Origin of the sequence: Pseudoalteromonas sp. SR44-8 (assembly GCF_014163635.1) — a bacterium.
Classification (GTDB): domain Bacteria; phylum Pseudomonadota; class Gammaproteobacteria; order Enterobacterales; family Alteromonadaceae; genus Pseudoalteromonas; species Pseudoalteromonas rhizosphaerae.
The window spans coordinates 1-26,072 of record NZ_JACJDS010000055.1; the positions used below are offsets into that span (position 1 = coordinate 1).

At 41.2% G+C, this 26,072-nt stretch carries 25 protein-coding genes; 18 read left to right on the forward strand and 7 right to left on the reverse strand.

Annotation, left to right across the window (positions count from 1 at the left end; all coding sequences use genetic code 11):
* Positions 1-524: 524 nt before the first annotated feature.
* From H5183_RS20110 to hslR, 4 genes are all read right to left on the reverse strand, one after another.
* On the reverse strand, positions 525-3,749 hold the full coding sequence (locus H5183_RS20110) for a TonB-dependent receptor (RefSeq protein WP_182732551.1): 3,225 nt from the start codon (positions 3,747-3,749) through the stop codon (positions 525-527).
* A gap of 396 nt (positions 3,750-4,145) precedes the next feature.
* Positions 4,146-5,684 carry a phosphoenolpyruvate carboxykinase gene (locus H5183_RS20115; protein WP_182732552.1) on the reverse strand — a complete coding sequence of 513 codons (1,539 nt, stop codon included), beginning with the start codon at positions 5,682-5,684 and terminating at the stop codon, positions 4,146-4,148.
* 265 nt (positions 5,685-5,949) lie between these two features.
* A complete protein-coding gene (hslO, locus tag H5183_RS20120; RefSeq protein WP_145242756.1) occupies positions 5,950-6,795 on the reverse strand; it encodes an Hsp33 family molecular chaperone HslO in 846 nt (281 codons plus the stop codon).
* Between the two features lie 12 nt (positions 6,796-6,807).
* Positions 6,808-7,230, reverse strand: a complete 423-nt coding sequence (hslR, locus tag H5183_RS20125; protein WP_392352783.1) for a ribosome-associated heat shock protein Hsp15 — start codon at positions 7,228-7,230, stop codon at positions 6,808-6,810.
* Positions 7,231-7,435: 205 nt separating this feature from the next.
* Between hslR and gspC the strand changes: the two genes are divergently transcribed.
* The 13 genes from gspC (at position 7,436) to H5183_RS20190 (ending at position 19,462) form a co-directional block, all read left to right on the forward strand.
* Positions 7,436-8,383, forward strand: a complete 948-nt coding sequence (gspC, locus tag H5183_RS20130) for a type II secretion system protein GspC (protein WP_145242760.1) — start codon at positions 7,436-7,438, stop codon at positions 8,381-8,383.
* A 23-nt stretch (positions 8,384-8,406) separates the two neighbouring features.
* Positions 8,407-10,470, forward strand: a complete 2,064-nt coding sequence (gene gspD / locus H5183_RS20135) for a type II secretion system secretin GspD (RefSeq protein ID WP_182732553.1) — start codon at positions 8,407-8,409, stop codon at positions 10,468-10,470.
* Positions 10,463-12,022 carry a type II secretion system ATPase GspE gene (gene gspE / locus H5183_RS20140; protein WP_145242764.1) on the forward strand — a complete coding sequence of 520 codons (1,560 nt, stop codon included), beginning with the start codon at positions 10,463-10,465 and terminating at the stop codon, positions 12,020-12,022. Before gspD ends, gspE begins: the two co-directional genes overlap by 8 nt.
* Before the next feature lie 2 nt (positions 12,023-12,024).
* Positions 12,025-13,260, forward strand: coding sequence for a type II secretion system inner membrane protein GspF (gene gspF / locus H5183_RS20145; protein WP_145242766.1), 1,236 nt, complete (start codon positions 12,025-12,027; stop codon positions 13,258-13,260).
* Positions 13,261-13,334: 74 nt separating this feature from the next.
* The gene (gspG, locus tag H5183_RS20150) at positions 13,335-13,754 is read left to right on the forward strand and encodes a type II secretion system major pseudopilin GspG (RefSeq protein WP_145242768.1); all 420 of its coding nucleotides are present in this window, start codon (positions 13,335-13,337) and stop codon (positions 13,752-13,754) included.
* A 52-nt stretch (positions 13,755-13,806) separates the two neighbouring features.
* Positions 13,807-14,406: a prepilin-type N-terminal cleavage/methylation domain-containing protein gene (locus H5183_RS20155; protein ID WP_182760526.1), complete on the forward strand. Its 600-nt coding sequence runs from the start codon at positions 13,807-13,809 to the stop codon at positions 14,404-14,406.
* Complete coding sequence (gene gspI, locus H5183_RS20160; RefSeq protein ID WP_145242773.1) at positions 14,406-14,783, forward strand: type II secretion system minor pseudopilin GspI; 378 nt, start codon at positions 14,406-14,408, stop codon at positions 14,781-14,783. The genes H5183_RS20155 and gspI overlap by 1 nt, the downstream gene beginning before the upstream one ends.
* Positions 14,784-15,407 carry a type II secretion system minor pseudopilin GspJ gene (gspJ, locus tag H5183_RS20165; RefSeq protein WP_182732554.1) on the forward strand — a complete coding sequence of 208 codons (624 nt, stop codon included), beginning with the start codon at positions 14,784-14,786 and terminating at the stop codon, positions 15,405-15,407.
* Entirely contained in the window at positions 15,397-16,386 is a 990-nt protein-coding gene (gene gspK / locus H5183_RS20170) for a type II secretion system minor pseudopilin GspK (protein WP_145242776.1), read from the forward strand. The genes gspJ and gspK overlap by 11 nt, the downstream gene beginning before the upstream one ends.
* Entirely contained in the window at positions 16,383-17,591 is a 1,209-nt protein-coding gene (gene gspL, locus H5183_RS20175) for a type II secretion system protein GspL (protein ID WP_182732555.1), read from the forward strand. The genes gspK and gspL overlap by 4 nt, the downstream gene beginning before the upstream one ends.
* Positions 17,588-18,061, forward strand: a complete 474-nt coding sequence (gene gspM / locus H5183_RS20180) for a type II secretion system protein GspM (RefSeq protein ID WP_182719493.1) — start codon at positions 17,588-17,590, stop codon at positions 18,059-18,061. The genes gspL and gspM overlap by 4 nt, the downstream gene beginning before the upstream one ends.
* Before the next feature lie 3 nt (positions 18,062-18,064).
* Positions 18,065-18,823, forward strand: a complete 759-nt coding sequence (locus H5183_RS20185) for a type II secretion system protein N (protein WP_145242782.1) — start codon at positions 18,065-18,067, stop codon at positions 18,821-18,823.
* Between the two features lie 18 nt (positions 18,824-18,841).
* Positions 18,842-19,462 carry a UPF0149 family protein gene (locus H5183_RS20190; RefSeq protein WP_145242784.1) on the forward strand — a complete coding sequence of 207 codons (621 nt, stop codon included), beginning with the start codon at positions 18,842-18,844 and terminating at the stop codon, positions 19,460-19,462.
* Between the two features lie 2 nt (positions 19,463-19,464).
* Here the strand turns inward: H5183_RS20190 and H5183_RS20195 are convergent, their stop codons facing one another.
* Together H5183_RS20195 and H5183_RS20200 are read right to left on the reverse strand one after the other, a co-directional pair.
* Positions 19,465-19,668, reverse strand: a complete 204-nt coding sequence (locus H5183_RS20195) for a hypothetical protein (protein ID WP_145242786.1) — start codon at positions 19,666-19,668, stop codon at positions 19,465-19,467.
* Positions 19,668-20,027 (reverse strand): hypothetical protein, encoded by a 360-nt coding sequence (locus H5183_RS20200; protein WP_145242788.1) that lies wholly within the window; start codon positions 20,025-20,027, stop codon positions 19,668-19,670. The genes H5183_RS20195 and H5183_RS20200 overlap by 1 nt, the downstream gene beginning before the upstream one ends.
* 291 nt (positions 20,028-20,318) lie before the next feature.
* Between H5183_RS20200 and ccoG the strand changes: the two genes are divergently transcribed.
* The 5 genes from ccoG to H5183_RS20225 all read left to right on the forward strand — a co-directional run bounded on the left by ccoG (position 20,319) and on the right by H5183_RS20225 (position 24,632).
* Positions 20,319-21,749, forward strand: a complete 1,431-nt coding sequence (gene ccoG, locus H5183_RS20205) for a cytochrome c oxidase accessory protein CcoG (protein WP_145242790.1) — start codon at positions 20,319-20,321, stop codon at positions 21,747-21,749.
* Positions 21,750-21,813: 64 nt separating this feature from the next.
* The gene (locus H5183_RS20210; protein WP_182732556.1) at positions 21,814-22,791 is read left to right on the forward strand and encodes a serine/threonine protein kinase; all 978 of its coding nucleotides are present in this window, start codon (positions 21,814-21,816) and stop codon (positions 22,789-22,791) included.
* A gap of 29 nt (positions 22,792-22,820) precedes the next feature.
* Positions 22,821-23,444 (forward strand): thiol:disulfide interchange protein DsbA/DsbL, encoded by a 624-nt coding sequence (locus H5183_RS20215; RefSeq protein WP_145242795.1) that lies wholly within the window; start codon positions 22,821-22,823, stop codon positions 23,442-23,444.
* A gap of 34 nt (positions 23,445-23,478) precedes the next feature.
* On the forward strand, positions 23,479-24,117 hold the full coding sequence (locus H5183_RS20220) for a thiol:disulfide interchange protein DsbA/DsbL (protein ID WP_145242797.1): 639 nt from the start codon (positions 23,479-23,481) through the stop codon (positions 24,115-24,117).
* 65 nt (positions 24,118-24,182) lie between these two features.
* On the forward strand, positions 24,183-24,632 hold the full coding sequence (locus tag H5183_RS20225) for a DUF523 domain-containing protein (protein WP_145242799.1): 450 nt from the start codon (positions 24,183-24,185) through the stop codon (positions 24,630-24,632).
* A gap of 5 nt (positions 24,633-24,637) precedes the next feature.
* On the opposite strand, the gene trmA is transcribed toward H5183_RS20225, so the two are convergent.
* Positions 24,638-25,738: a tRNA (uridine(54)-C5)-methyltransferase TrmA gene (gene trmA, locus H5183_RS20230; protein WP_182732557.1), complete on the reverse strand. Its 1,101-nt coding sequence runs from the start codon at positions 25,736-25,738 to the stop codon at positions 24,638-24,640.
* Positions 25,739-26,072 lie beyond the last annotated feature (334 nt).

Genomic DNA, 26,072 nt, shown 5'->3' on the forward strand with positions numbered 1-26,072 from the left:
GTAGTGAAACGAAACAGCGCCGATGATAGTGTAGCATTTGCTATGTGAAAGTAGGACATTGCCAGGCTCCAAATAAGAGAAACCCGTTACAGCGATGTGACGGGTTTTTTGTTGTCTGGAATAAATTAAAAAGAAGGTTCGAGGTGAAAGGTAATAGGTTAAAGGAAAAGAATAAGATTGCTATGTGACTTTTTACCGCCGTGGGCACTACGACATCCTAAAGCGCAGCACACCATGGCTTCAAATTTAGAAAGCCCGACTAGTAATAGTCGGGCTTTTTACATCAGCAGTAAAGTGAATGAGTGAGTTGGTGAGGAAGACAGCGTTAACCTTTTGAGATGCGTGCACTGCTATTTTTAATCATGAGAAACTAGTCAACTCGCACTCTTTATAAATAGAAGGCAAACTAGTGTTTTTTATAAGTAACAGGCAAACCTGTAACCTCTATAAGTGATAGATAAATTAGCGAAAGCTTTGGAATAAAAACGCGTAGTCTTGCTGCTACGCGTTTTAGTATTTAGCTTCTAGAAAGTTGCTCGAACGCTAAGTGCAAAGCGTCGATCTGTCGTGAAGTTCAACGCCTGAGTTTTAGTGCCCGCTTGATCCATTTGATATTTAGTTTTGGTTTCAGTCTCGAGTAAATTACTCGCTTCAACACCTACTTTCCAATGATCATTAATGGTGTAGTATAAGCTGGCATCCATCATACCTGAAGCCTCAGCATAAGCTGGTACATATTCTTCAGATTCGCGTAGGGTTAATAAATATTCAGAGCGCCACGTATAGGCTAGACGAAAAGAAACCTTTTCGTATTCATACATACCGATAATATTTAAGTTTTGGTCTGAATACCCTTGCAGAGGTAGCCCACTGAACACACGGAAAGTGTTACGGTTATCAGCGATAGGGTTACCATTTTCATCGAATCCTAATGTTCCATTTGAGATTTCGTTAGGATCTTCTAAACCACTCTGGTCTATGAAGGTATAGTTTAATTGTAAACCTAAACCACCCCAAGCGCCTGGCAGCATATCGTAGAATTGAGAGTATGAAAATTCAGCACCGCGCAGTGTACCAGAGCCAGTATTGGCAGGACCATATGCAGATAAGTTGTATTCTTCAGTTCCGTATGTCACGTCAAGGTCAAATGTTCTATTGCGAATAATGTTATCTAGTTTTTTATGGAATAGCCCCAAAGTAACGTAGCCTGCTGGCGCGAAATACCATTCGGTTGTTAGATCGGTATTTATTGCTGTTTCCGGTTTCAGGTAAGGATTACCCGATAATGCGGTCAGTTCTATATCATCGATTCCTATAACAGGGTTACTCGTTTCATCATAGTCTGCGCCAGGTGTTTGGAGGCGACGATTATAGTCTAGATTGATAATACTGATGTTCCGTGCATCAACTAGGCTTGGGTAAAATAAGGCTTTTGAGATGCCAAATCTTACCACTACGTCTTCGCTAATACCCATGCTTAGGTTTAGGCTTGGTAATATTGTGCTGTAATCAGTACCATCCACTGTGCTCAGTGTTGATTCACCCCCAGCAAGATCATAATAGCGCTTGTATTCTGGCTGCTGCATTACTGTATTTAAGGATGTTCCAGGTTCACCGCGCTTACTTACCGGCGGTTGCACTAATGCGCCAGTGGAGGCTAATTTGTAGTTTACATAGCGTAAACCTACATTACCGACTATTGGAATATCTTGCGCGACAAAATCAAAGTCGCCACGTACATAAAACTCGGTGCGTTTTTCGTTTGTTGCACTGATATTATGAGCTGCATAAGGGCCTTCAACACGGTTTGGCTTATCTGTATAAGGGACGTAAGTACCCGTACAAATACCGTTGTTTGCTGCGCTGTTTGTTGCATTATGCCAACCGTCTTTACAGCCCTGGCGGAGCGAATCAGCATAATTTTTGACTAATTCCATGCGTGGAAAAAGGAAGTTATTTACATTACCTTGCAGTACTTGACCGTTGTAATAATCAGAGAAATCAACACGCTCAAATAATTCAGGTCGATTAACTGCAGAAGCTGCATTACGGTCATCTTGTACCCATGGTGTACCGATTGCAGACCAACCTTCATAAGCGGTGTCGCGAACAGTCAAGTCTTTGTCTGAGTGATAAATACCAGATTTAATGTTAGTAAATGTACCATCGAGTTCGTAATTAACATCTAATTTAAAACTATTGGCTTTGGCTGTATTATGCTCTATTTGTTCCATGCCACTACCAAGAAATAGATTTGGTACAGGACCATTCCAATCTTCATTAGGAGACCAACCTGCGGTTAAAATATTGTCACTGAGAAATTCAACAGAAGGTCTAGAGCCGCGCATATCTAGGAAGTAAGGCGAAACTACATGGACATGATTACCTCGTGTTTGACCTGACATACTGTAATTTTGTAGTGATTTTTCAGAGTCTATGTGTTGGTAATCGAAATCAACCGTCAGGCGATCAATTGGTTTTAGTGTTAGTTTGAATGAAGTATCTTTAACGGTATTTTCGTTATAGTTCCAGCGACTTCGATAGAAAAAAGGAGTTTCAGGACTTACACCTAAAGCAATACCTGATGTGACGAATCCATTCTCAGTGGTTAATGGGTAACCATTTTCAGCATCATCCATCCAATTCTGAGATGAGCCCATAAACCCTTTAAAGCCTTGAGCTGCTTGTCCAATTTGGCGTTCGTTCCACTCCAATGAGGCTCTTGAATTAATATGTTCCAAGGTGGCCACTATAGTTTCGTCGTTGTTAGCCCATTGCAATGATGATGTAAAGCCAGTGCGTTTACGATCATTAGTAGCTGTACTCATATGAATAGCAACCGGAACATGCCAAACACTCGCTGCTGGTTGACCGGGTAAAGCAGGGCCATCAACCGGCGAGCTTGGATCAACACCTATGATGCCACCCCATTGATCAGTAGTGGGAATAAATGAATCGCCACGGGAGTGGAAATTACCTAAACCAATACCATCACCTCGTGTTTTATATTCAGATTGTGATCCGGCAATAAGAAAGCCAAATTTACCTGCATCAGTTTCCCAGTTATCAGAGAACAGAGCGGAGAAAGAAGGAGTTGTCTCATCTCGAAAGTCACTGTAATTAGCTTTTGCGTTAAAAGAGATAATACGGTCTGTGGAATCAAATGGTTTGCGAGTAATTAGGTTGACTGTACCAGCAATACCTCCTGATATAAGATCCGCGGTTTGGTTCTTAACTACTTCTACAGCTCCTAGTAGCTCCGCGGGGAAGTCCTCATAGCTTAGGCCACCCGATGGATTTGCGCTAAATGCATCACGGCCATTTACTTCAGAGCGGACCCGGTCCAAGCCTCGAATAAGAACACCAGTCCCCTCATCTGCATAATGCTTCGGATCACTAGAAGATGCAAAGCGTTCAATTGTGACCCCAGGAACACGTTGGAGAGCCTCAGTCACTGATTTGTCAGGCAGTGCACCAATATCTGATGCCGTGATAACATCCTTTACGGTATCAGCATAGCGCTTTAAGTTTTGTGCGCTATAGATACTGCCACGGATGCCCGTGACCTCTATAACCTCAATTGATTCATCTTTATTAATAGGTTTGACATCGCTGTCATTTTGTTGCGAAGTTTGAGCTGTAAGTAACAGTGGACAAAGACCTAGTAATGCATATGAAATCGCAAGGCTAAGCCGAGTTTTCGTTCGTCCAGTGTTGTATTTATTGCTATCGATGACTAATTTTGACATGGTTTAATCTCTTTTACTTATTTTTATAACCAGTTGTAACCTTGTATTTTAACGAGGGCAAAGTTACTCCTTTCGATCGGCATTGCTACTTAATATGCCAAGTTTTAGTTACTACTTTAAATTAATGCAATACTTTTTTAACATATTAAAAGAAATAAAGTAACATTTATTTTGTTTTTTAAGGTTACTTTTTAACAGTAGCTAAGGATTAGTCGTTCTTTTAAATGTAAGGGGGTAGTTATTCCATAATAATTGTTATATGAAAATAGCGACAGGAGATAGGGTTATTACCCCGAACTCAGGTTTAGTAGTAAGAGTGATGGATTTAATTTTCTGGTTAAAATCAAAAACGCCAACTCGAGGTTGGCGTTTTAATTATGAGGCTAAAGTAGCTTATTAAGCTTTAGGTCCTGCATTTTTGATTTCATCTGATACATCGTATTTAGCGAAGTTTTCAGTGAAGTCTGCTGCAAGTTTGGCCGCATATTCAGCGTATTTAGCTTTATCTTCCCAAGTATTGATTGGGTTAAGTAGCTCGCTGTTAACGCCTGGTACTGCAACTGGTACGTCTAGGTTTAAAACATCAATATGTTGAGTTTCAACGCCAGCCAGTTTACCTGATACGATTGCATCAACAACAGCGCGGGTAGTTGGAATATCAAAACGCTTACCAGTGCCGTAAGGACCGCCAGTCCAACCAGTGTTAACTAGGTATACCTTAGCGCCAAATTCACGTACACGCTTCATTAGAAGCTCCGCGTATACACCCGCTGGACGTGGGAAGAATGGTGCACCAAAACAGGTTGAGAATGTTGATTCGATATCGCTGGTAGAACCAATTTCAGTTGAGCCAACTTTTGCAGTGTAACCGCTTAGGAAATGAAACGCTGCAGCTTCTTCGCTAAGGATTGATACTGGTGGTAATACGCCGCTTACATCACAGGTTAAGAATACCACTGCTTTTGGCTCGCCTGCGCGGTTCTCTACTTTACGTTTTTCAACGTGTTCAAGCGGATAAGCTGCGCGGCTATTTTGCGTTAGGCTAGTATCATGAAAATCAGGAATACCTTTTTCATCAAGGACAACGTTCTCTAGGATAGTTCCAAAGCGGATTGCATCCCAGATAACAGGCTCATTCTTTTGTGAAAGGTCGATACACTTAGCATAACAACCACCTTCGATGTTGAATACACTACCAGGTGCCCAGCCGTGCTCGTCATCACCAATTAAAAAGCGAGTTGGATCTGCTGATAAAGTTGTTTTACCGGTACCAGATAGACCAAAGAATAATGCTGTATCGCCAGCTTCACCTACGTTGGCTGAGCAGTGCATTGGTAGCACGCCTTTCGCTGGTAGTAGAAAGTTTTGCACTGAGAACATTGATTTTTTCATTTCACCGGCATAACGCATACCTGCAAGCAATACTTTACGTTGTGCAAAGTTGATAATTACTGTGCCATCACTGTTAGTGCCATCACGTTCTGGGTCACAAACAAATGAAGGTACATTCATTACCTGCCATTGGGGTAAATCAGATGCATTATAAGATTTAGGTTCGATAAACATATTTTTGGCAAAGATATGATGCCATGCAGTTTCCGTTGTAACAACAACAGGTAAATAGTGCTCTGGATCAGCGCCTACTTCAAGGTGAGAGATGAAGTGGTCGTTGCTCTGCACATGTGCTTCAACACGTGCCCATAAAGCGTCAAATTTATCTGCATCGAAAGGGCGATTTACATTACCCCACTGGATTTCATTTTCAGTACTTGGTTCTTGAACAATAAAACGATCTTGTGGTGAACGACCAGTACGACGACCAGTGTTAGCAACAAAAGCTCCATTGGCGGCTAAAGTCCCTTCACCGCGACGGATCGCGTGTTCGACAAGTTCAGCTGCAGTTAGATCGACAAAACGAGTAGCGCTTGAAGTCATGTTTATACCTAAATTGTGTGAGATTGAACGGGATAGCTCTGGGGTTCTTATTTCCCTTTAAGCTGTAATTATAGTAACAGATGGATTAGGGATATTCGAGCCTATGAAAGGCCTAAAAACACATATATTTGGCAAAAAACATGAATAATTTCAATGATACCGGTGTCATAGAAATCATTAAATTCATGACACCGGTATCATCTCTACGCACAAAAAAGCCGCAAAAAATGCGGCTTGAATTCTGTTGGTTTTTTGAACGATGTTGTTAGTTGAAAATACTCTTCACATCTTGTTCATTAAAAATGTAATCTTTTAAGCAATAATGGCAGCTAATTTTTACCTCACCATTTTCAATAACGTCATCTAATAAAGCTTGTTGACCTATATTAACGAGCGCAGTGATGGTTTTTTCTCTACTACAACCACATTTAAACTGGATTGCTTGCGGCTCGTAAACACGCGGATTGTCTTCATGATAAAGTCGAGTAAGGACAGTAGCAGCATCAAGCTCTAACAACTCTTCAGCTTTAATCGTATTGCTGAGTGCTTCAAGGTGAGTAAAGTCAGTAATCGACTTTTCTTTATTTACAGGTAACACCTGTAGTAGTAAACCAGCAGCTTTCGCGTGACCTTGTGTTGTGTCAGTTGCAAACCAAAGACGTGTTTGTAGTTGCTCTGATTGTGCAAAGTAGGCTTCAAGACATGCTGCTAACGTGTCATGCTCAAGCGGAACTATACCTTGATAACGCTCACCTTTAGTTGGTGTGATTGTCAGTACCATCACACCGTTACCGATTAGTTCCTGGATGGTTGAGCCTGTTACTTCACCTTGCAGGCGGGCAATACCGCGCATATTTTGTTGATGATCACCGTTGATAACCGCATATTTTACCGGGCCATCACCTTGCAGTTGTACTGCTATATCACCTTCAAACTTTAATGTAGCTGTAAGTAGGCAGGTTGCGACCAGTAACTCACCCAATAAAGCTTGCACTTGCACGGGGTAATTATGATCGGCAATCATTTCATTATAAGCTTGCTCTATTTGTACGAGTTCGCCGCGGACGTCTAGTTGATCAAATGTATAACGATGAAGTAGATCTTGTTGCATGAGTGGCTTTACCTAACTTGATTTCATTTTTAAAAGTTCGCGTCTTTGCTTTTTATCTGGTTTACGGTCCGGATGAGGAGCAAAAAAGCTATTATTCTTGCGCGCGATGCTATTAGCTTCGCGTTTTTCGATACTTGCATCAGACTCCTGATACAAAGTTTGAGCAATGGGGGCACTTAAACGTTTATCAAGCAATTTAAGTACAGTGATAACTTTTTCGTCAACTCCTTGAGCAAGTTTGATCACGGCATCTAGTTCGACTACCTTACTAGGCTTAGTGCGCTGGCCATTATAATGTACTTTGCCACCTTGCACCATGTCCCGTGCGATGGCGCGGGTTTTATAAAAGCGTGCAGCCCACAACCACTTGTCTAAACGGATACTAATAGTTTCATCTTTTGATGTGGTATTACGGGTGTTACTTTTTGACACGATTATACTCGATTAAAAGCGTGACTCTGTAAGGCAAAACTTAGCATGAAACTTACTGACAAAGAAATAGTCGAAGCTTTTTACATTCAGCGTAAGTGTTAATTTACCTTGTTTACAAAGTTTAATATTAGTGCGCTTGTTGAATGAAAAATGAAAAGGTACTATAGGCCAGCGATGAAGCAGCAAATTAAAATAAGAAACGTCATTTATGGAACAGCGATTACAACAGCTAAAACATCTAGTAAGTAAATTACCCCACGCTAAATTGGGTTGGGCAATAACGCTTTTAGCCGTTGTTTATATTGCCTTTTTGGCTGCAAAACTATTTTGGTTAATATGGCCTACCCCGGTTAATTCTAGCCTTTCTCCAAGCTATATTAATAGCGTTACAGGTAAGCCTGAACGGGTTAATACGCAATTAATTTTAGCACAAAACTTGTTTGGTAAAGCCGACGCAGTGCCTAAAAAACAAGCAAGCCAACAAGCTCAAGTCATTAACAATGCGCCAGAAACTCGATTAAGCATTAATTTAACTGGTATTGTTGCAGTCAGTGGCAATGATCAAACAGGCTTGGCAATTATTGAGTCTCAAGGTCAACAATCAACCTATTTGGTGGATGACGTTGTGCAAGGCACTCGCGCTAAACTTGCGCAAGTATTACCTGATCGAGTAATTTTAGATGTTAGTGGCCGTTTTGAAACGTTAATGCTTGATGGCGTAGATTTTACCAAAACAGTGTCAATGCCAGTACTTGCCGAACGTGATAGTGATGAACCTGAACTCGATGACGGTCCGCAAATGGAAAGTGACCGTCAGATTGATGTAACAGCAAATCAAGAAGTAAAAGAAGCACTTATAGATACCCGGGAAGAACTGTTAAAAGACCCCGGTAAACTATTTGACTATATTCGAGTATCTCAGGCTATGAAGGATGGTGAGCTTATTGGCTATCGTTTAAGCCCAGGTAAAGACCCTGCATTATTTACGCAGATGGGGTTACAAAATAACGATTTGGCTGTATCGATTAACGGCTATCAATTAACAGATTTAAAACAGGCCATGTCAGCCATTAATGAGCTGCGTAATAGTACCGATGCGAACATTACAATTGACCGTGATGGCGAGCAGATTGATGTGCAATTTAGCCTGCAATAACTTAGCTTTGGAGTTTTAATATAATGGTTCACGCGCTACACCTCAAAAAAATCAGAAAAGGGTTAGCTAAGTACGCAACACTTTTTTTTGTGGCTAGCTTATCTCTATCGGTGTCTGCCGTTGAGTATGCTGCAAACTTTAAAGGGACCGATATCAACGAGTTTATTAATATCGTTGGTAAAAATCTAAATAAGACCGTCATTATCGACCCGAACGTACGTGGTAAAGTAAACGTACGCAGCTATGAATTGATGGATGAAGCACTTTATTATCAATTCTTCTTAAATGTACTAGAAGTTTACGGTTATTCAGCTGTTGAAATGGATAACGGTATATTAAAAATTGAAAAAAGCTCTGATGCTAAAAAATCAAACGTACCGTTAGTTACTGAAGACGACCAAGCGCGCGGTGATATGATGATCACTCGTGTCGTACGTGTAAAAAATGTTAGCGTACAAGAACTAGGTCCATTAGTGCGTCAGTTTAGCGACCAAAAAGATGGCGGTCATGTTGCCAACTTCAACGCTGCAAACGTCATGATGTTGACCGGTCATGCTGCCTCAGTAAACCGACTTGTTGAAATTATTCGCTCAGTTGACCAAGCCGGTGATAAGCGGGTTGATATTGTAAAGCTAAACTTTGCCACTGCTGATGATGTGGTATCTGTGGTTGATAATATTTACAAAGATAGCGGTAAAGGCAGTATCCCAGAATTTTTGATTCCTAAAGTCGTTGCAGATGGCCGTACTAATAGCGTTATTGTCAGTGGCGAAGGCCAAGCAAGAACGCGTGCTATTGAATTAATTAAACGCCTCGACGGTGAGTTACAAAGCCAAGGCAACACTAAAGTAATTTACCTTAATTACGCTAGCGCTGAAGATTTAGTGAAAGTGTTGCAAGGGGTTAGCAAAACGCTTGGTGAAGAAGGTCAAGGTGGGGCAACTAAAACCCGTAGCCGCAACCAAAACGAAACCAGTATTGAAGCTCACCCAGATTCAAACTCATTGGTCATTACTGCTCAACCTGACACCATGCGTTCATTGGAGTCAGTGATTGAACGGCTTGATATTCGTCGTGCTCAAGTACTCGTAGAAGCAATCATTGTTGAAGTAATGGAAGCTGATGGTATTAACTTTGGTCTGCAATGGATTTCAGAGCAAGGCGGTATGATGCAGTTTAATAACGGCACAACCGTTCCTGTTGGTTCTTTAGCTGTAGCTGCTGAACAAGCCCGTGATAAGACAGTGACGAAAAATGTTGTAGGTACGGACTCTGGTAATGCGACTGAATATGAAGAAACAATTAAAGGTGATCTTGGCCCGTTAGGTGCGTTGTTAGGGGGCATCAATGGATTGGCTATGGGGATTGTTAAAAACGATTGGGGCGCGATCATTCAAGCAGTCTCTACTGATACTAACTCAAATATTCTTGCTACGCCTTCGGTTACCACCATGGATAACGAAGAGGCATCGATGATTGTCGGTCAAGAAGTGCCGATCATTACTGGCTCGCAAACGGGTTCTAATAATTCTAATCCATTCCAAACAGTAGAGCGTCAAGAGGTGGGTGTAAAACTTAAAGTAACGCCACAAATAAATGATGGTTCAGCTGTACAGTTAACCATTGAGCAAGAAGTATCTGGCGTGAGTGGTACTACTTCGGTGGATATATCTATTAATAAACGTGCCATTAAAACCACGGTTATGGCTGATGATGGCGGCATGGTTGTGCTTGGTGGTCTAATTGATGAAGACGTGCAAGAAAGTGTCTCAAAGGTACCAATATTAGGTGATATTCCTATCCTTGGTCACTTATTCCGCTCAACCAGCACCAGCAAGCGTAAACGTAATTTAATCGTGTTTATTCGCCCAACCATTATTCGTGATGGTATTAAAATGAATAAATTAAGCCACAGCAAATATAACTTTATCCGTGGTGAGCAGTATAAACAAAAAGAAGATGGTATTGATTTAATGCCTCTAACCGATGCACCAATCCTACCTGAGTGGAATGATGCATTAGTATTACCGCCAACTTATGAAGAATACTTAAGACAGCAAAATACAGATGAGCGCAATAATGACTGATGCAATCACTGAGATCACCGCAGAGCCCTCACAGCCGCTAAATAATAGCGAGCTGATGACCAGTAACGATTTAGTTGAACTGCCTAATAAGCGGCTACCATTTTCATATGCACGACGTGCAGGCATGTTATTAAGTAAAAATAATGATGACCGGGTGGTTTTCTATCGTGGTGAGCTTAATATTGATGCATTGTTAGAAGTGCGCCGCATTGCTGGGCATGGCTTTACGCTTGAACATTTAGCTGATGACAAGTTTGAGTTGTTATTAGAGGCATCGTATCAACGCGATAGTTCTGAAACCCAGCAAATGATGGAAGACATAGGTAACGAAGTTGATTTATTTTCACTGGCTGAAGATATGCCGCAAACGGAAGATTTGCTTGCCGGAGATGATGATGCACCAATCATTAAATTGATCAATGCGATGCTCAGTGAAGCGATTAAAGAAGGCGCGTCAGATATTCACATCGAAACCTTTGAGCAAGAGCTAGTGATCCGCTTTCGGGTTGATGGCGTGCTTAAAGAAGTGTTAAAGCCGAATCGTAAACTCGCTTCATTGCTAGTTTCGCGTATTAAAGTAATGGCGAAACTCGATATTGCAGAAAAGCGTATCCCGCAGGATGGTCGTATTAGTTTGCGTATCGCAGGACGTGCCGTTGATGTTCGGGTATCAACCATGCCATCAAGTTTTGGTGAGCGGGTTGTACTGCGTTTACTTGATAAAAATAACGCGCGTTTAAATCTTGAAGATTTAGGTATGACGCTGCGCAATCGTGAATTGTTCTCTGATTTGATCAGTAAACCGCACGGAATTATTTTGGTGACCGGTCCAACTGGTTCTGGTAAAAGTACCACGCTTTATGCGGGCATGAGCCAAATTAACTCTCGCGATCGTAATATCTTAACGGTTGAAGATCCAATCGAGTATGAAATCCCAGGTATTGGTCAAACTCAGGTAAATACTAAAGTTGATATGACCTTTGCCCGAGGCTTACGGGCAATCTTACGTCAAGATCCTGATGTAGTAATGGTTGGTGAAATACGTGACCTTGAAACCGCACAAATTGGCGTGCAAGCCTCACTTACGGGTCACTTAGTGATGTCGACATTGCATACCAACACCGCAGCAGGTGCTATCTCTCGTATGGAAGATATGGGGGTTGAACCCTTCTTGCTATCATCTTCTTTGTTAGGGGTGTTATCGCAGCGTCTAGTGCGAACTTTATGTAAGAGCTGTAAAGAAGGTCATGTTGCAGATGAGCGCGAGTGTGAATTGCTCGGCGTACCATTTGTAAATCCGCCGACTATTTACCGAGCCGTTGGCTGTGAAGAGTGTAACTTTAATGGTTACCGTGGTCGTACCGGTATTCATGAATTACTGGTAGTTGATGAAACTGTTCGCGAACTTGTTCACAGTGGTAAAGGTGAGCAAAGTGTTGAAAAGTACATTCGCAAACATACCCCAAGTATTCGCCAAGATGGCTGTAGTCGCGTATTAGCCGGTAAAACCACCCTTGAAGAAGTATTACGTGTAACGCGTGAGGAAGGTTAACAATGGCAGCATTTGAATATCGCGCGCTCGATGCTCGCGGCAAAGAGAAAAAAGGTATTCAAGAAGCGGATACCGCGAAACAAATTCGCCAATCATTACGTGAACAAGGTCTTACGCCGCTCGAAGTTGTGCCCGCCGCAGAGGGGGATAAACAAGTTAAAGGTGAAAAAAGCTCGCCATTTGGCAGCTTTTTTAAAGCGAAAATATCTACCTCAGATCTCGCTTTGATCACTCGCCAACTCGCTACACTCATTCAATCGGCGTTACCGGTTGAAGGGGCGGTAATGGCGGTGGCTGAGCAGTGTGAAAAGCCGCGTATGAAGCGTATGTTAATGTCGGTGCGTTCAAAAGTTGTTGAAGGTTATACCTTGGCTGATGGCATGTCTGAGTTTCCACATGTATTTGATAATTTATACCGCGCTATGGTAGCTGCGGGTGAAAAATCAGGTCACTTAGATGCTGTATTGAACCGTTTAGCCGATTACACGGAACAACGTCAACACATGCGTAGTCAAATCACACAAGCGATGGTGTATCCTGTGATATTAGTAATATTTGCCATTGGTATCGTTTCAATATTACTAGGTACTGTAGTGCCTAAAATATTGAAGACATTTGAAAAGTCAAAGCAGGTTTTACCTTGGACGACGGAATGGGTAATGGCTGCTAGTAACTATGTGCAAAATTATTGGTTCATTACTTTGGTGTTATTTACCGCGACAGTGATTGGTGTTAAACATGCGCTAAAACAGCCTAAGATCCGCTTTTGGTATGATTCGAAAATTTTGATGATGCCGGGCATTGGCAAAGTTGCTCGTAGTATTAATACCGCCAGATTTGCTCGTACACTGAGTATCTTGTCATCAAGTTCAGTGCCGTTACTCGAGGGAATGCGTATTTCTGGTGGCGTATTGATCAACGAGAAAATTAAAAAAGCAGTGGCGGATGCCGCAACCCGCGTTAGTGAAGGGGCAAGTTTAAGAGCGTCCTTACAACAAACAAAATTATTCCCACCGATGATGCTGCATATGATCGCCAGTGGGGAGAAATCAGGTGAGCTCGAGCAAATGCTAGAGCGTGCTGCAAACAATCAAGACCGTGAATTTGAAACCATGGTAAATGTCTCGCTAAAACTCTTAGAGCCTGCGATGATAGCGTCCATGGCGGTTATTGTATTGTTTATCGTAATGGCCATATTACAACCTATTATGGCAATGAATAAAGCGATTGGACTTTAACTATTTTAGGGATTTCGTAATGCATTTTTACCGTGTTACGATAGTTAATTATTAAGAACAACAGAGGTATGTACGTGAATAAACAAGCAGGTTTCTCATTACTCGAAGTTATGGTGGTACTGGTTATCATTGGCATGATCATGTCAATCGTGGCACCCAATATTATGGGCCAGCAAGAAGAAGCGGCACTTGATAAAGCGCATCTTGATATTCAGCAGCTTGAAGATGCTATGAGTCTTTATAAATTAAAGAACAAAGCGTACTTAACCACTGAGCAAGGCCTTGAAGGGTTAGTGACTAAAACTAGCGTAGAGCCAGTACCAAAGCGTTTTCCTGAAGGTGGCTTTATTTCTAAATTACCAGAAGATCCATGGGGAAATCCGTACCAGTTAATCAGCCCAGGTGAAGTTGGTAAATTTGATTTGTTTTCAATGGGACCCGATGGCGAAGTGGGTACTGATGACGACATTGGTAACTGGGATGAAGAAAAATAATAATGCATCTTAGTATAAAGGCGTTTTTACACCCAGCACCGAGCTTAGCATGATGTTAAGTCGGGCTAAGTTGCGCCTTGCAAAGCTAAAGTCACCGATGCGTGGCTTTAGTTTAATTGAGATTTTGGTTGTGCTGGTGGTGATCGCCTTCGCCACTAAAATGGTGGTATATAGTCTTGATGGCGGTGTTGAAGATGAATTGGATAAACAAGCACTGAGACTGCATACCACCATTAATATGGCTTCTGAATTTGCAATCTTAAATCAGGTTGAATTAGGTTTTCAGCTTGATAAAGATACCTTAGAGTTTTTAGTGTTTGATGGTGAAAAATGGATCACCTTCGACCGAGAAAAGCTGTTTGCGCCGATGACTGTTGATGAACGTCTTAAGTTGACACTTAATCTAGAAGATCTCGCATGGGCTCAAGATAATCTACTCGAGCAATCCAATTGGCGCGAGTTAATGAGTGGCGGTGATGATGATAGCTTACTCGAATTGCAAAAAATGAAAATCCCGCAAGTGCTAATTTTATCTTCTGGTGAGGTGAGCGCATTTCAACTTATCTATGAATTAAAAGATGAAAAAGAACCTGTGTATTTCATCGAAGGGGAATTTTCCGCACCGGTTAACTTACGCAGAGAGCCAGAATAATGTATCGCAGGTCTAAAGGTTTTACTTTACTTGAGGTTATGGTGGCGCTGAGTATTTGCGCCATGGCTGGGATTGCCGCCATGCAAGCTACAGCCGAGCATATTAATCATTTATCAAGCCTTGAAGAGCAAACCTATGCCTCTTGGGTGGCTGAGAATGTAATGATTGAACAGCGTACCTTAGGCGATAAGTGGCAAGGCAAAAATGGCGCAAAAGGCACTGAAACAATGGCTGGTATAGAATGGTATTGGCGTCAAGATACCGAAGCGACAGCAGATAAAAGTTTTGTAAAAGTGACTATTAATGTATTTAGCGATGAAAAGTTAGAGCACTCGGTTTATGAGCTCATCAGCTATTTAAATAAAGGTAGCAAATAAGTGAAGCAGCGCGGTTTTACACTATTAGAAGTGATGGTAGCGCTGGGGATTTTAGCATTCGTCGTGTTAGCTACTCACCAAATTCTTGATTCGACCACGAAAGCGAAAGATGCATCAGACGAAAAAATTGCAGAATTGAATGGTTTGCAAACGACCTTTAGGTTAATGGATCAAGATTTCAGCCAAATGACTAAACGTGCCGTGCGCAATGAAGCCGGTGATGTGCAAGAACAATATCTACTTGCTGGGCGTTACACCATTAATAGCCAGTATGATGGTATTGCCTTTGTGCGAGATGGCTGGGTTAACCCAATTAATTTATTACCGCGCTCAGAGCTACAAGCGGTGGGTTATCGTGTTATTGATGACAACCTTGAGCGTATATATAGGGTCTATGTTGATCAACTCGATAATCTTGAGCCGCGAGTGCAAGTTATTCTTAAAGATATCGAAGATCTTAAATTTGAATTTTTAGATGAAAAAAATGAATGGCAAGAGCAGTGGCAGGGCAAGTCATTGCCAAAAGCTGTGGCGGTCACATTGCAACAAATTGATGAAGAACCAATAAGACGCGTTTTTTTAGTACCGGGTAATGGAAAGATGGGAGGTTTAAATGAACCATAAATCCCAACATGGCGCCGCGCTTATAATTGTCTTATTTATTGTTGCCTTGGCATCAATTTTAGCCGTAGAGATGAGTGCTAACTTGCTTGTTCAAGTTCAAAAAAGTACCAACATACAAGGCCATCAGCAAGCCAAGTGGTATGCCTATGCAGCAGAAGAGCTGGCTATTAAAGCGTTATTACAAAGCAAAAAAGATGACCCTGAAAAAACCACTTTAAAACAAATTTGGGCGCAACAAGGCGATATTCCTTATCCGGTCGATAATGGTACCTTGCAAGGCAAGATCACGGACTTACAGGCTTGTTTAAATCTCAATGCATTACGTGTTAAAGCGCCACAAGCGGGTAGTACTGATAAAACCAATCCTGCGCACACCGCGTTATTAGCGCTATTAGAAAATATTGAGGACTTGCCAGCAGAAGAGTCGGAAGAAGCCATGGCTGACAGTGTTTACGACTGGCTCGATGAAGATAGTATTACTTATCGTTCTGGTGCTGAAGAAGATGAGTATTTATCGCGTAAATCACCATATATGACAGCGAATAGTTTTTTTGCATCAAGCTCAGAGCTGCGTTTGGTTAAAGGGTTTAATCCATTAGTGATGGAAAAAATCTTGCCATACGTATGCGTGATCCCAGGTAGCGAATTGTTAGCAATTAATGTCAATACAATCGCTCCTGAACAGGCATTATTATTGAGTGCATTGATTGATGGTTTGAGTGAGTCAGGTGCGCAAAGTGTGCTATCAGTCCGGCCAGAAGAAGGCTTTAATAATATTGAAGAATTTTTTGAACAAGTGAATCAACAAGGGGCTCAAAATGTTAAGTCTGTTGAAAAACTGTTCACCATAAATAGCGAATATTTTAAACTACAAGCGCAGGCTAAATTTGTCGATCTGCGTTTTTCGATGACCACATTACTGCATGCCAAAGATGGCGAAGTAACTATACTGGCGCGAAAATTTGGAGGCGTACAGTGACAGAAATACTGTTGATCCGCACGGGTCAAACTCAACAAGAAAGTATTAATTGGCTGATTTACTCACCATTAGAACAAGAAATAATTGCCAGTGGCGGATTGCCGAACGCTGAGCAACTGAGTGAGTTAGTTGAAAAAGCACAGAATCGTGAAGTTGTGGTATTACTGCCATGTGATCAGGTGCAACTAAAAACCGTAATCCTGCCGACCAAATGGAATCGTAAGCTTGAGCAAGCGCTCCCATATATGCTCGAAGAAGAGATTGCATGTGACGTAGATGACTTATTTATCGCGATTGCTGAGCCTACTATGGTCGGTGACAAGCACGCCATTAAAGTTGCCATGACTGACCGAGAATGGTTTGAAACTTGGTTAGCTGTATTTGCTGAACATGAAATTGCAGTGTTAAAACTGTTACCCGATGCATTATTGCTTCCTACTGCGGAACATGAGGGGTTAAGCGTTATTGAGCTTAATAACCAATGGCTATGTAAGCAAGGCTCATGGCGGATAAGTGCTGTAGAGCAAAGCTGGTTGGCTGAGTATTTAACTGCTTTAGGTCACCCTGATGTTGCACATTACAGCCCTGCCTCGCAATTTCCAGAAACGGTTAATCTTACGGCGCATACCGATGCTTATGATTTGCCGCTGGCGTTATTTGCTAAACAATTACCTGAGATAAAATTCAATCTTCGCCAAGGCCAATATCAACTGAAAAAGAAAAGCGCATTATGGTGGGCGTATTGGCAAGGTGCCGCCATTGCAGCGAGTGTCGCGTTAGTTGGCTCTGTGGCAGTAAAAAGTCTTGAATTGTATCAGTTAAATAGTGAGCTTGAAGTCGCTAAAACACAAGTGGTTGAGCGCTATCAAACGGCCTTTCCAGGGAAAACAGTTCGTCCGCATTTGATTAAAAACCAAATTCAGGGTGAATTGGCTAAATTAGAGGGTGGCAGCAGTGCCGGATTCCTAGATTTAACGAATGAGCTGGTGGGGGTATTTAGCCAAGTGCAAGAGTTTACTCCTGAGACATTGCGTTATGATCAACGTCGCAATGAACTTAGAGTTCGTGCTCGCGGAAAAGATTTTCAAACCTTTGGCAAAGTTAAAGCAATTCTTGAACAACGCGGATTAACTGTAGACCAAGGCTCATTAAATAATGATGGCGACTTTGTAGTCGGTGAAATAAAACTACGAGGTGCTGCATGAAACAACAACTTTTAAAACATTGGCGTGGCTTAAAAGAGCAAGAGCAACAGTTAGTGATGGTCGCTGGGGTTATTTTTGTTATTTTTATATTAGTTATGGGTATTTTTAGACCACTAAACAACGCGATAACTGAAGCTGAAAAAAACCAAGTTAAACAGCAAGAATTATTAGCGTGGGTTGATAACAGTATTGTTAAACTCAAAGCGGGTAGTGCGCGTGCTGTTACAAGTGACCAAAACTTGAGTCAAATAGTTAATGCTAGCCGCGCTCGCTACGATATAACCATAAGCAAAATGCAGCCTAGCGATAATTCATTAAGATTAACCATCGACTCGGTACAGTTTAATAAGCTCATAGAATGGCTTGATGAACTGGTAAACACTAAAGGCGTATTGATTGAAAATTTAGATCTCAGTCGCGATGATAAACCAGGCTACGTGCGCGTTAGCCGACTGGTATTAGAGAAGTAAAGAATGAAAAAAATAGCGATTCTTATAGTAATATTTTTCTTCGGTTTTATCTTTTTTGCACTATTAAAAACGCCAGCTGCAGTTGCGCTTAATTTAGCAAATCCTTATCTACCTAAAGATCTGCAAATAGGTAAAGCATCGGGTAGCATTTGGCAGGGTAGAATCATGCAGCTGCGCTATCAAGATGAACAGATTAATAATTTAAACTGGGATATTTCTGGTTGGGCATTATTCACCGGACAGCTTACAGGCAGTGTAAAGTTTGGTGATCCGCGACAGACCAGTGAACTGTCAGGACGCGGTGACTTTAGTTATGGTTTACTTGATCAAGTAGTTGCATTAAATGATGCTACATTGCGTTTGAGTGTTGAACGTGCGATGCAGCGTTTGCAGTTGCCATTACCTATTAATGCTAAAGGCAGAGTAATTGTTGAGTTAGATGAATATCTCTCAGGAGCGCCTTATTGTGATGCATTAAAAGGTGAAATCGCCAGTCCAAACATCGATGTGCAAGGATTGTCTGGCTGGTTTAGCGTTGGTCCATTAAGTGGCAAGTTAAGCTGTAAGTCGGGCGATATAGCCGTGTTAGTTGATCCTGAAAACCGCTTAGGCTTAGCGGCTGATGCAACCTTAAAAGCAAACATGGACTTTAAAGTGGCTGGATATATCAAGCCAGAAGCATCACTACCAAAAGAAGTACACGATGCCGCCAAATTTTTAGGCCGTGCAGATAGTGATGGCCGTTATCCATTAAATTTTTAAACAAGGCTGAATTGTTTTATGCAAATTCCTGAATTTACACAGCAACATGGCCAGCAGTTAAGTACGTATTTAGCGAGCCGCAATGGCGCCATGACATTTGTGCAGAGCCAAGGTTACTTATTTGCGGTTATTTGCTCTCCTGAGCCATTAGACGTACACGAGTGGCTTGAGCAGATAGTGCCAGATGCACACGGCCAGCTAGAAGAACAAACATTATTTGCATTTATGGCTTTGTATCATCAGATCAGTGAGCAAGTTTATGAAACAGGTTTTAAGCTCCCTGTAAGTTTACAGGTGAGTGATCAAGACGACAGCTACCTAGATTTGCATGAATGCCAGCAATGGTGTCAGGGTTTTGTTCAGGGAGCACAGGTGTATATTGATAAGCTAATGCAAGCTGATGCACTTACAACAGACTTAACTGATGCATTGCAAACCGCTTACGCCAGTTTAGGCTTTTTTGCTTTAGAGCCCCAGCTTATCACAACAATTGCCCAGCAAAATCAGCTTAGTGAAATACAACTATGCCAGCAACAGTATGAACTAATGGGAGATTTTGCATTAGGATTTGCTGAGTTAATAGAAATTATCGCGGTGCAAAGTGGTTTGTACGCAGATGAAGAAGATGGTTGGAGTTAGCATTATGCTAAATCCAACACAATTTCAGTACAGCCCTTAGGGCATTTAGCAACCCCTTGACCGGGTTGCTGAGTCTTTAAATCTAACGTTAATATGCCTTGGCATACTTCACATTTAACCGTTTGCCCTTTCGCCAGCTTCTTCAGTAGGTTTTTATGTTGGTTAAACGATGCGCTGCTTTTTTTTGTTAAAGCTGAAAAATCCACTATTTACCTCTGCGCTCAGCCAATGATGTTGAGACGATGTCACACACTGTATTTAAACGATCTTCATAAAAATATAAGTTGAGATCTTTACTGCGGCAGTAACGAGTATGGAATAGCTGCAGCTGTTCATCAGTTTGCATGGTTTCTTCTAAATACTCTAACTCGCTTTCTGAAAGTGTTAGTTCTGACTTGATGCGGTTTTTTGCCATGCTCGCAGCGGGTCCACGGTTAATGTTGCTAGCACTACTTAATAGCCCTACACCTTCTCCTAATAACTTTTCTCGAGGTTCTTTTATCATTGGATGATCAATTGTGAATAACGCAAGTATCACTACAACTAGTACAAGGAATTTTTTCATATGTGAGTAAACTTTGATCTGAACGGGTACGAATTAGGCACCAGTGTAATAAAATGCCCCTTTGTAAAGCAAGCAAGTTAGGTGAATAAATTATTATCAATGAATATCAGCTTTTTTGAGGAGAGTTGGTATAATGACAGAGAACAATTAGATTTTTCAGAAATCTCTGAACTTTTACAGCACAGTAGTTCAGTTTGCACTATTTTTAAATGTAAGCTTAGTTGTTAGCTATCTAAATAGCGTTATATGATTGTTTGACTTTCATTCTCCAAGCGGCGTTGAGGAACTTCGATGGACAAGCAAATAAAAGTAAAAAATATTCCTAGTGAGGTCAAGATCGAAAAGCCCGATCTCTATGCTCAACAGGATAGATTTAATCCCCGCAATCGCATTTATGTACGTGCGGTTAAAGGGTTACATCAACTATTAAGACAGCGCATTGGTTTTCTTGGTATGTTGGCGTTCATGGCGCTGCCATGGATAAACTTTAATGACCAACAAGCTGTGTTATTTGACCTCATTGGTCAAAAATATAACATTTTTGGGCTAACTCTATGGCCACAAGATTTTACTATTCTTGCTTTTATTCTGATGCTTGCTGCATTCGCGTTATTCTTAGTGACCACCTTTTACGGTCGGGTATGGTGTGGCTATACGTGCCCGCAAACAGTCTGGACGTTTATTTTTATTTGGTTTGAAGAAAAGTTCGAAGGGACAGCGAATCAACGCAAGAAGCTTGATCAGCGACCAATGGACTTTGATAAATTTTGGCGTAAGACAGCCAAGCATACAGGTTGGATAGCTTTTTCTTTATACACCGCACTTACCTTTGTTGGTTATTTCACACCTATTCGTCAGCTGTTACCGGATTTTGTTACTTTTGATGTAGGTGGCTATGCGCTGGTTAGCATTATCGTATTTACTGTATGTACTTATGGTAATGCTGGATGGATGCGCGAAATTATGTGCTTGCATATCTGCCCGTATTCGCGCTTTCAATCTGCAATGTTTGATAAAGATACCTTCACAGTAAGCTACGATGAAAAACGTGGTGAAAATCGTGGGCCACGTAGTCGTAAACAAGATCGAGAAGAGCTTAGCTTAGGTGACTGTATTGACTGTAATTTGTGCGTACAAGTATGCCCAACAGGGATCGATATTCGCAATGGTCTGCAAGCTGAATGCATTAACTGTGGCGCCTGTATCGATGCCTGCGACGGAGTAATGGATAAGATGAATTATCCGCGCGGGCTTATCTCATATACCACTGAGCGTAACCTAGAAACGCCAGAGAATAAAACCAATCCTCTGCGCGCTAAGATTATTGGTTATATTGTTATATTAGTGGTGCTCAGCGCAGCGCTGGTAACGAATATTGTGATGCGTAAGCCAATGGACTTAGATATTATTCGCGATCGAAATCAACTCTATCGAGTCGATTTTAATGGGCTTGTCGAAAATACCTACACACTTAAAGTGATCAACAAAGCACAATACGAGCAAACCTTTAATATTAAGGTGGTAGGACTGGAGAACTTTAAGTACATAGGTAAGCAAACTTTTACCGTGCAAGCGGGCGAATCGCATAACGTGCCATTATCATTGGTGATGGATCCGTATGATTTGAAAGCGCCTATGACCGAGTTTAATTTTGTATTATCGCCAGTGGACAATCCAAGTTCACAAATTTCGCAGCCGAGTAACTTCTTTAAAGCGCGATAGTTAAGTACACTGATAACAAATAAAAAGCGGGATTTTCCCGCTTTTTTTATAATTGATGAGAATTATGAGTAAATTTAGTTTTGTTGACCTCACCCCGGATTCGATTTTAGATGCGGTCGAAAGTATTGGTATTTACGCAGAGTCTGGCTTATTAGCACTGAATAGTTACGAAAACCGTGTCTATCAATTCAAAGCTGAAGATGGCCTACGTTATGTGGTGAAATTTTATCGCCCCGAGCGCTGGAGTAAGGCACAAATACTCGAAGAGCATAGCTTTGCATTTGAATTGGCTGATGCTGAAGTGCCTGTAGTTGCGCCGATAAAGCGTAATGGCGAAAGCTTATTTGAGCATAATGGTTATCTATTTACTTTGTTCCCAAGTGTCGGGGGGCGCATCTTTGAAGTTGATAATCTTGATCAGTTAGATGTGTTAGGACGCTTGATTGGTCGAATGCATCAAGCAGCTAAAGCCAATGTTTTTAGCGAACGTCCGGTCATAGGGTGTGACGAGTATCTAGATACAGCTAAAATTCAGTTACAAAACAGTAATCTGGTGCCTAGCAGTTTAACTACCGCGTTTTATACTATTTTGGATATGGTGATCGCTAAAACGAAATCGCTTTACCAGCAGGTGGATACTATACGTTTACATGGTGATTGCCATGCCGGTAATATTCTGTGGGCCGGTGATGCGTTGATGTTTGTTGATTTGGACGATAGTCGTCAAGGGCCTGCGATTCAAGATTTATGGATGATGCTCAGTGGCGATCGAAACAATCAACTGTTACAGTTAGATACCTTAGTGACTGCCTATGAAGAATTTTGTGATTTTGATCACACTCAACTCAAATTAATTGAACCATTACGGGCAATGCGTATGATTCATTATATGGGGTGGCTAGCTAAACGTTGGGAAGATCCGGCATTTCCGCGGAACTTTTCATGGTTTGCTGATGACAAATACTGGGAGCAACAAATTTTAGCGCTGAAAGAGCAGTATTCTGCACTTCAAGAGCCGCCGCTGAAGTTGCTGCCTAACTAATTATTAAAAATATCTGAAACGAGAGTCCAATGCTTAAAAAACTAAAATTGAGTTTACTACTGTTATGTTTACCTTTTGCTGCGATGGCTGCAGATTTTAAAGCTGGTGAGCACTATGACGTACTAAAAATTGAAAAAAGTAAAACCTCACAAGTAACAGAGTTCTTTTCATTTTATTGCCCGCACTGTTTTAAGTTTGAAGCTGTAGCTAAAGCAATGGAAAAAAGCTTGCCTGCAGGTACTGAGTTTGTAAAAAACCATGTCAACTTTTTAGGTGGTTTAGCGCCAGAAGTGCAAAGTAATTTGAGCTATGCATATATCATCGCTAAACAGCATAACAAAGGTGAGCAAGTTGCAGATCAAATGTTTGACAGCATTCATATAAAACGTGCTCCACTCAATAACATTAAAGACGTCAAAGCATTACTTGCAGTAAATGGTATTGATAGCGATACCTTTGATAAAGATATTGCCAGCATGCCTGTGATTGCGGCGGAAAAAGCCATGCAAGACAAGCAAAATAAGTTTTCACAAATGGGAGCCTTAACCGGTGTACCAACGTTTATCGTTAATGATAAATATAAAATCAATATCAATACCATCAAGAGCCAAGAGCAGCTTGATGAGTTAGTTGCCTTTTTATTACAACAATAAGCTATTAAAACAATAATTTTTGGAGTTTTTACCGATGATCAAATTAGTTAAAGCAGGATTGCTGGCACTTTTATTACCATTAGCCGCGAATGCAGCACCAACAACTTATGAAGAAGGTGTGCATTATGATGTAGTATCTGAGCGCGCTAGTAAAAAGCCAGAGGTAAAAGAGTTTTTCTCATTTTATTGTCCAGCGTGTAATAACTACGAAGCTCTATTAGTTGAGGTTAAACCTAAACTTGATACAAGTATTGAGTTTAAAAAGAGCCACGTCGATTTTGTTGGTGTGCGTGATCCTGAAAATCAACAAATGATTTCACAGGCACTTGCAACAGCTGAAGTACTACCACAAAAAGATGCCATTATTGCTGCTATGTTTAATCATGTTCACGTTAAACGTGCTAAGTTTAATGAATTAGCTGATGTTAAAGATGTATTTGTCGCGCAAGGTGTTGACGGTGATAAGTTTGATAAACTGTATAAAAGTTTTTCAGTACGCACTATGAGTTCAAAAATGAAGCGTGACCAAGATTACTATAAAGATAAGGGGGCACTGCGTGGCGTACCAACATTTATCGTAAATGGTAAATATAAGCTTAACCTTGGTCGTGAATCAGGTATTACTGAGCCTGAAGATATTAGCAAATTGATTAATTACTTAGCTGCTAAATAGAGCGGTTTAGTGTTTATTGTAAAAAAGCTCCGTACGCGGAGCTTTTTTGTTGCAGGTGGTAAGAAATGCATAAAATACTGGTTTCAAGTTGCTTACTTGGTGCTCCCGTGCGCTACGATGGTAGCGGACAACAGTTACTCCATCCTCAGCTTATCGCATGGCAGCAGCAGGAACGTATAGTCGCTTTTTGTCCTGAGATTGCTGGTGGTTTATCCACTCCTAGAGATCCTGCTGAAATCGTCAACGGTAAAGTGATTACCAATACTGGTGATGATGTGACACCGGAATTTCAGCTAGGTGCAAAACAAGCATTACGCCTTTGCCAACAGTACAATATTCGTTTTGCGCTATTAAAGGAATCAAGTCCTTCTTGTGGTCGTAATACAATTTACGATGGCTCGCACAGTGGTATTAAGGTGGTTGGAATGGGATTAACGGCTTCGCTATTAGAAAAGAATGGTATTAAAGTCTTTAGTGAGCAGCAAATGCCAGCGCTAGTAAAAGCACTGGCATAGATACTTTACAATTTACGTTGTAAAAATACCCCTGATTCAATGTGGTGGGTATATGGAAATTGGTCAAAAATCGCAAACCGTTTAACTTCATGAGTGCGAGTTAGGTGCTCTAAATCACGCTCAAGCGTATCAGGGTTACATGAGATATAAATAATACTCTCGTAGTTAGCCACCAAATCACATGTTAGTGTATCCATGCCTGCGCGCGGCGGATCAACTAAAATGGTTTGACAATCATAGCTGCTTAAGTCAATCCCTTCTAAACGTGAGAAGGTTCGTTCGCCTTTTATAGCTTGAGTAAACTCTTCGCTCGACATACGAATGATATCTAAGTTAGTTACGTTATTTTTAGCAATATTATACTGCGCCGAGTGTACTGACGATTTAGAGATTTCGGTTGCTAATACACGATTAAACGAACCAGCTAAGGCAATTGAAAAGTTACCGTTACCGCAATAGAGCTCTAGTAAATCATTTTTTAGTGGTTTACATAAGTCTTGTGCCCACTCCAGCATCTTAATGTTTACTTTAGCATTTGGCTGCGTAAAGCTGTTTTCAACTTGTTGGTAAATAAGTTGCTGGCCATTAACTGTTAAACGCTCAGTAACAAAATCATCACCGAGTACTTCTTTTTGTTTGCGAGCACGCCCAATAAAATCAATTTTAAAGCGCTCACTCAATGATTCTTTTAGTGACTTGATAGCTGCTAGCCATTCTTCGTCGAGTGGTTTGTGATAAAGCAGACTCACTAAAATCTCACCGCTTAAACTAGAAAGATAATCTATTTGGAATAATTTACGACGCAAGACTTCACAGCCTTTAAGATTATCGATCATTGCCTGCATTACTTCCCCAATTAGCGGCGCTGCAGGGTCAAACACATCGACTCTGATTTTATCTTTGGTGGCTTGATCAAACATAATGTGGAATAACTCATCGCCATCGTGCCATACTCTAAATTCAGCGCGTTGACGGTAATGAATTGGCTCAGAGGCAAAGACTTCTAATTGTTCAACACCAAAGCGTTGGAATTGCGCAATGATACGTTGCTCTTTTTCATTTAACTGTGCGTCGTATCCTGTTGTATCGATCTTTATAACCGCCATTACCTACTACCTTATTTCATTATGCTGTTTATCGGCGCTATTGTAGGGGGCAGGGATTATTTGTCTAGGGTCTGTTTATCTTTCTAGGTTAATTTTGCAGCTGTGCGTTTGGTTTTTAGGCAAGGCAGAGCCTATGTAGTGTGGTTATTCCCCATAAATAGGCGATAACGTAGCATAAATGCCAAACGCGCGCTGCCCGAAGGGTTCTGCCTAGGGGCGATTAACTCTTTGTTACTTACATGGATGTCATAGGTAAGATCTTAAGAAATTGAGTTGAAGCTCAATTCATGATCAAATGGTTGTTACCACACAAACCACAGAATCAAGAAAAGAG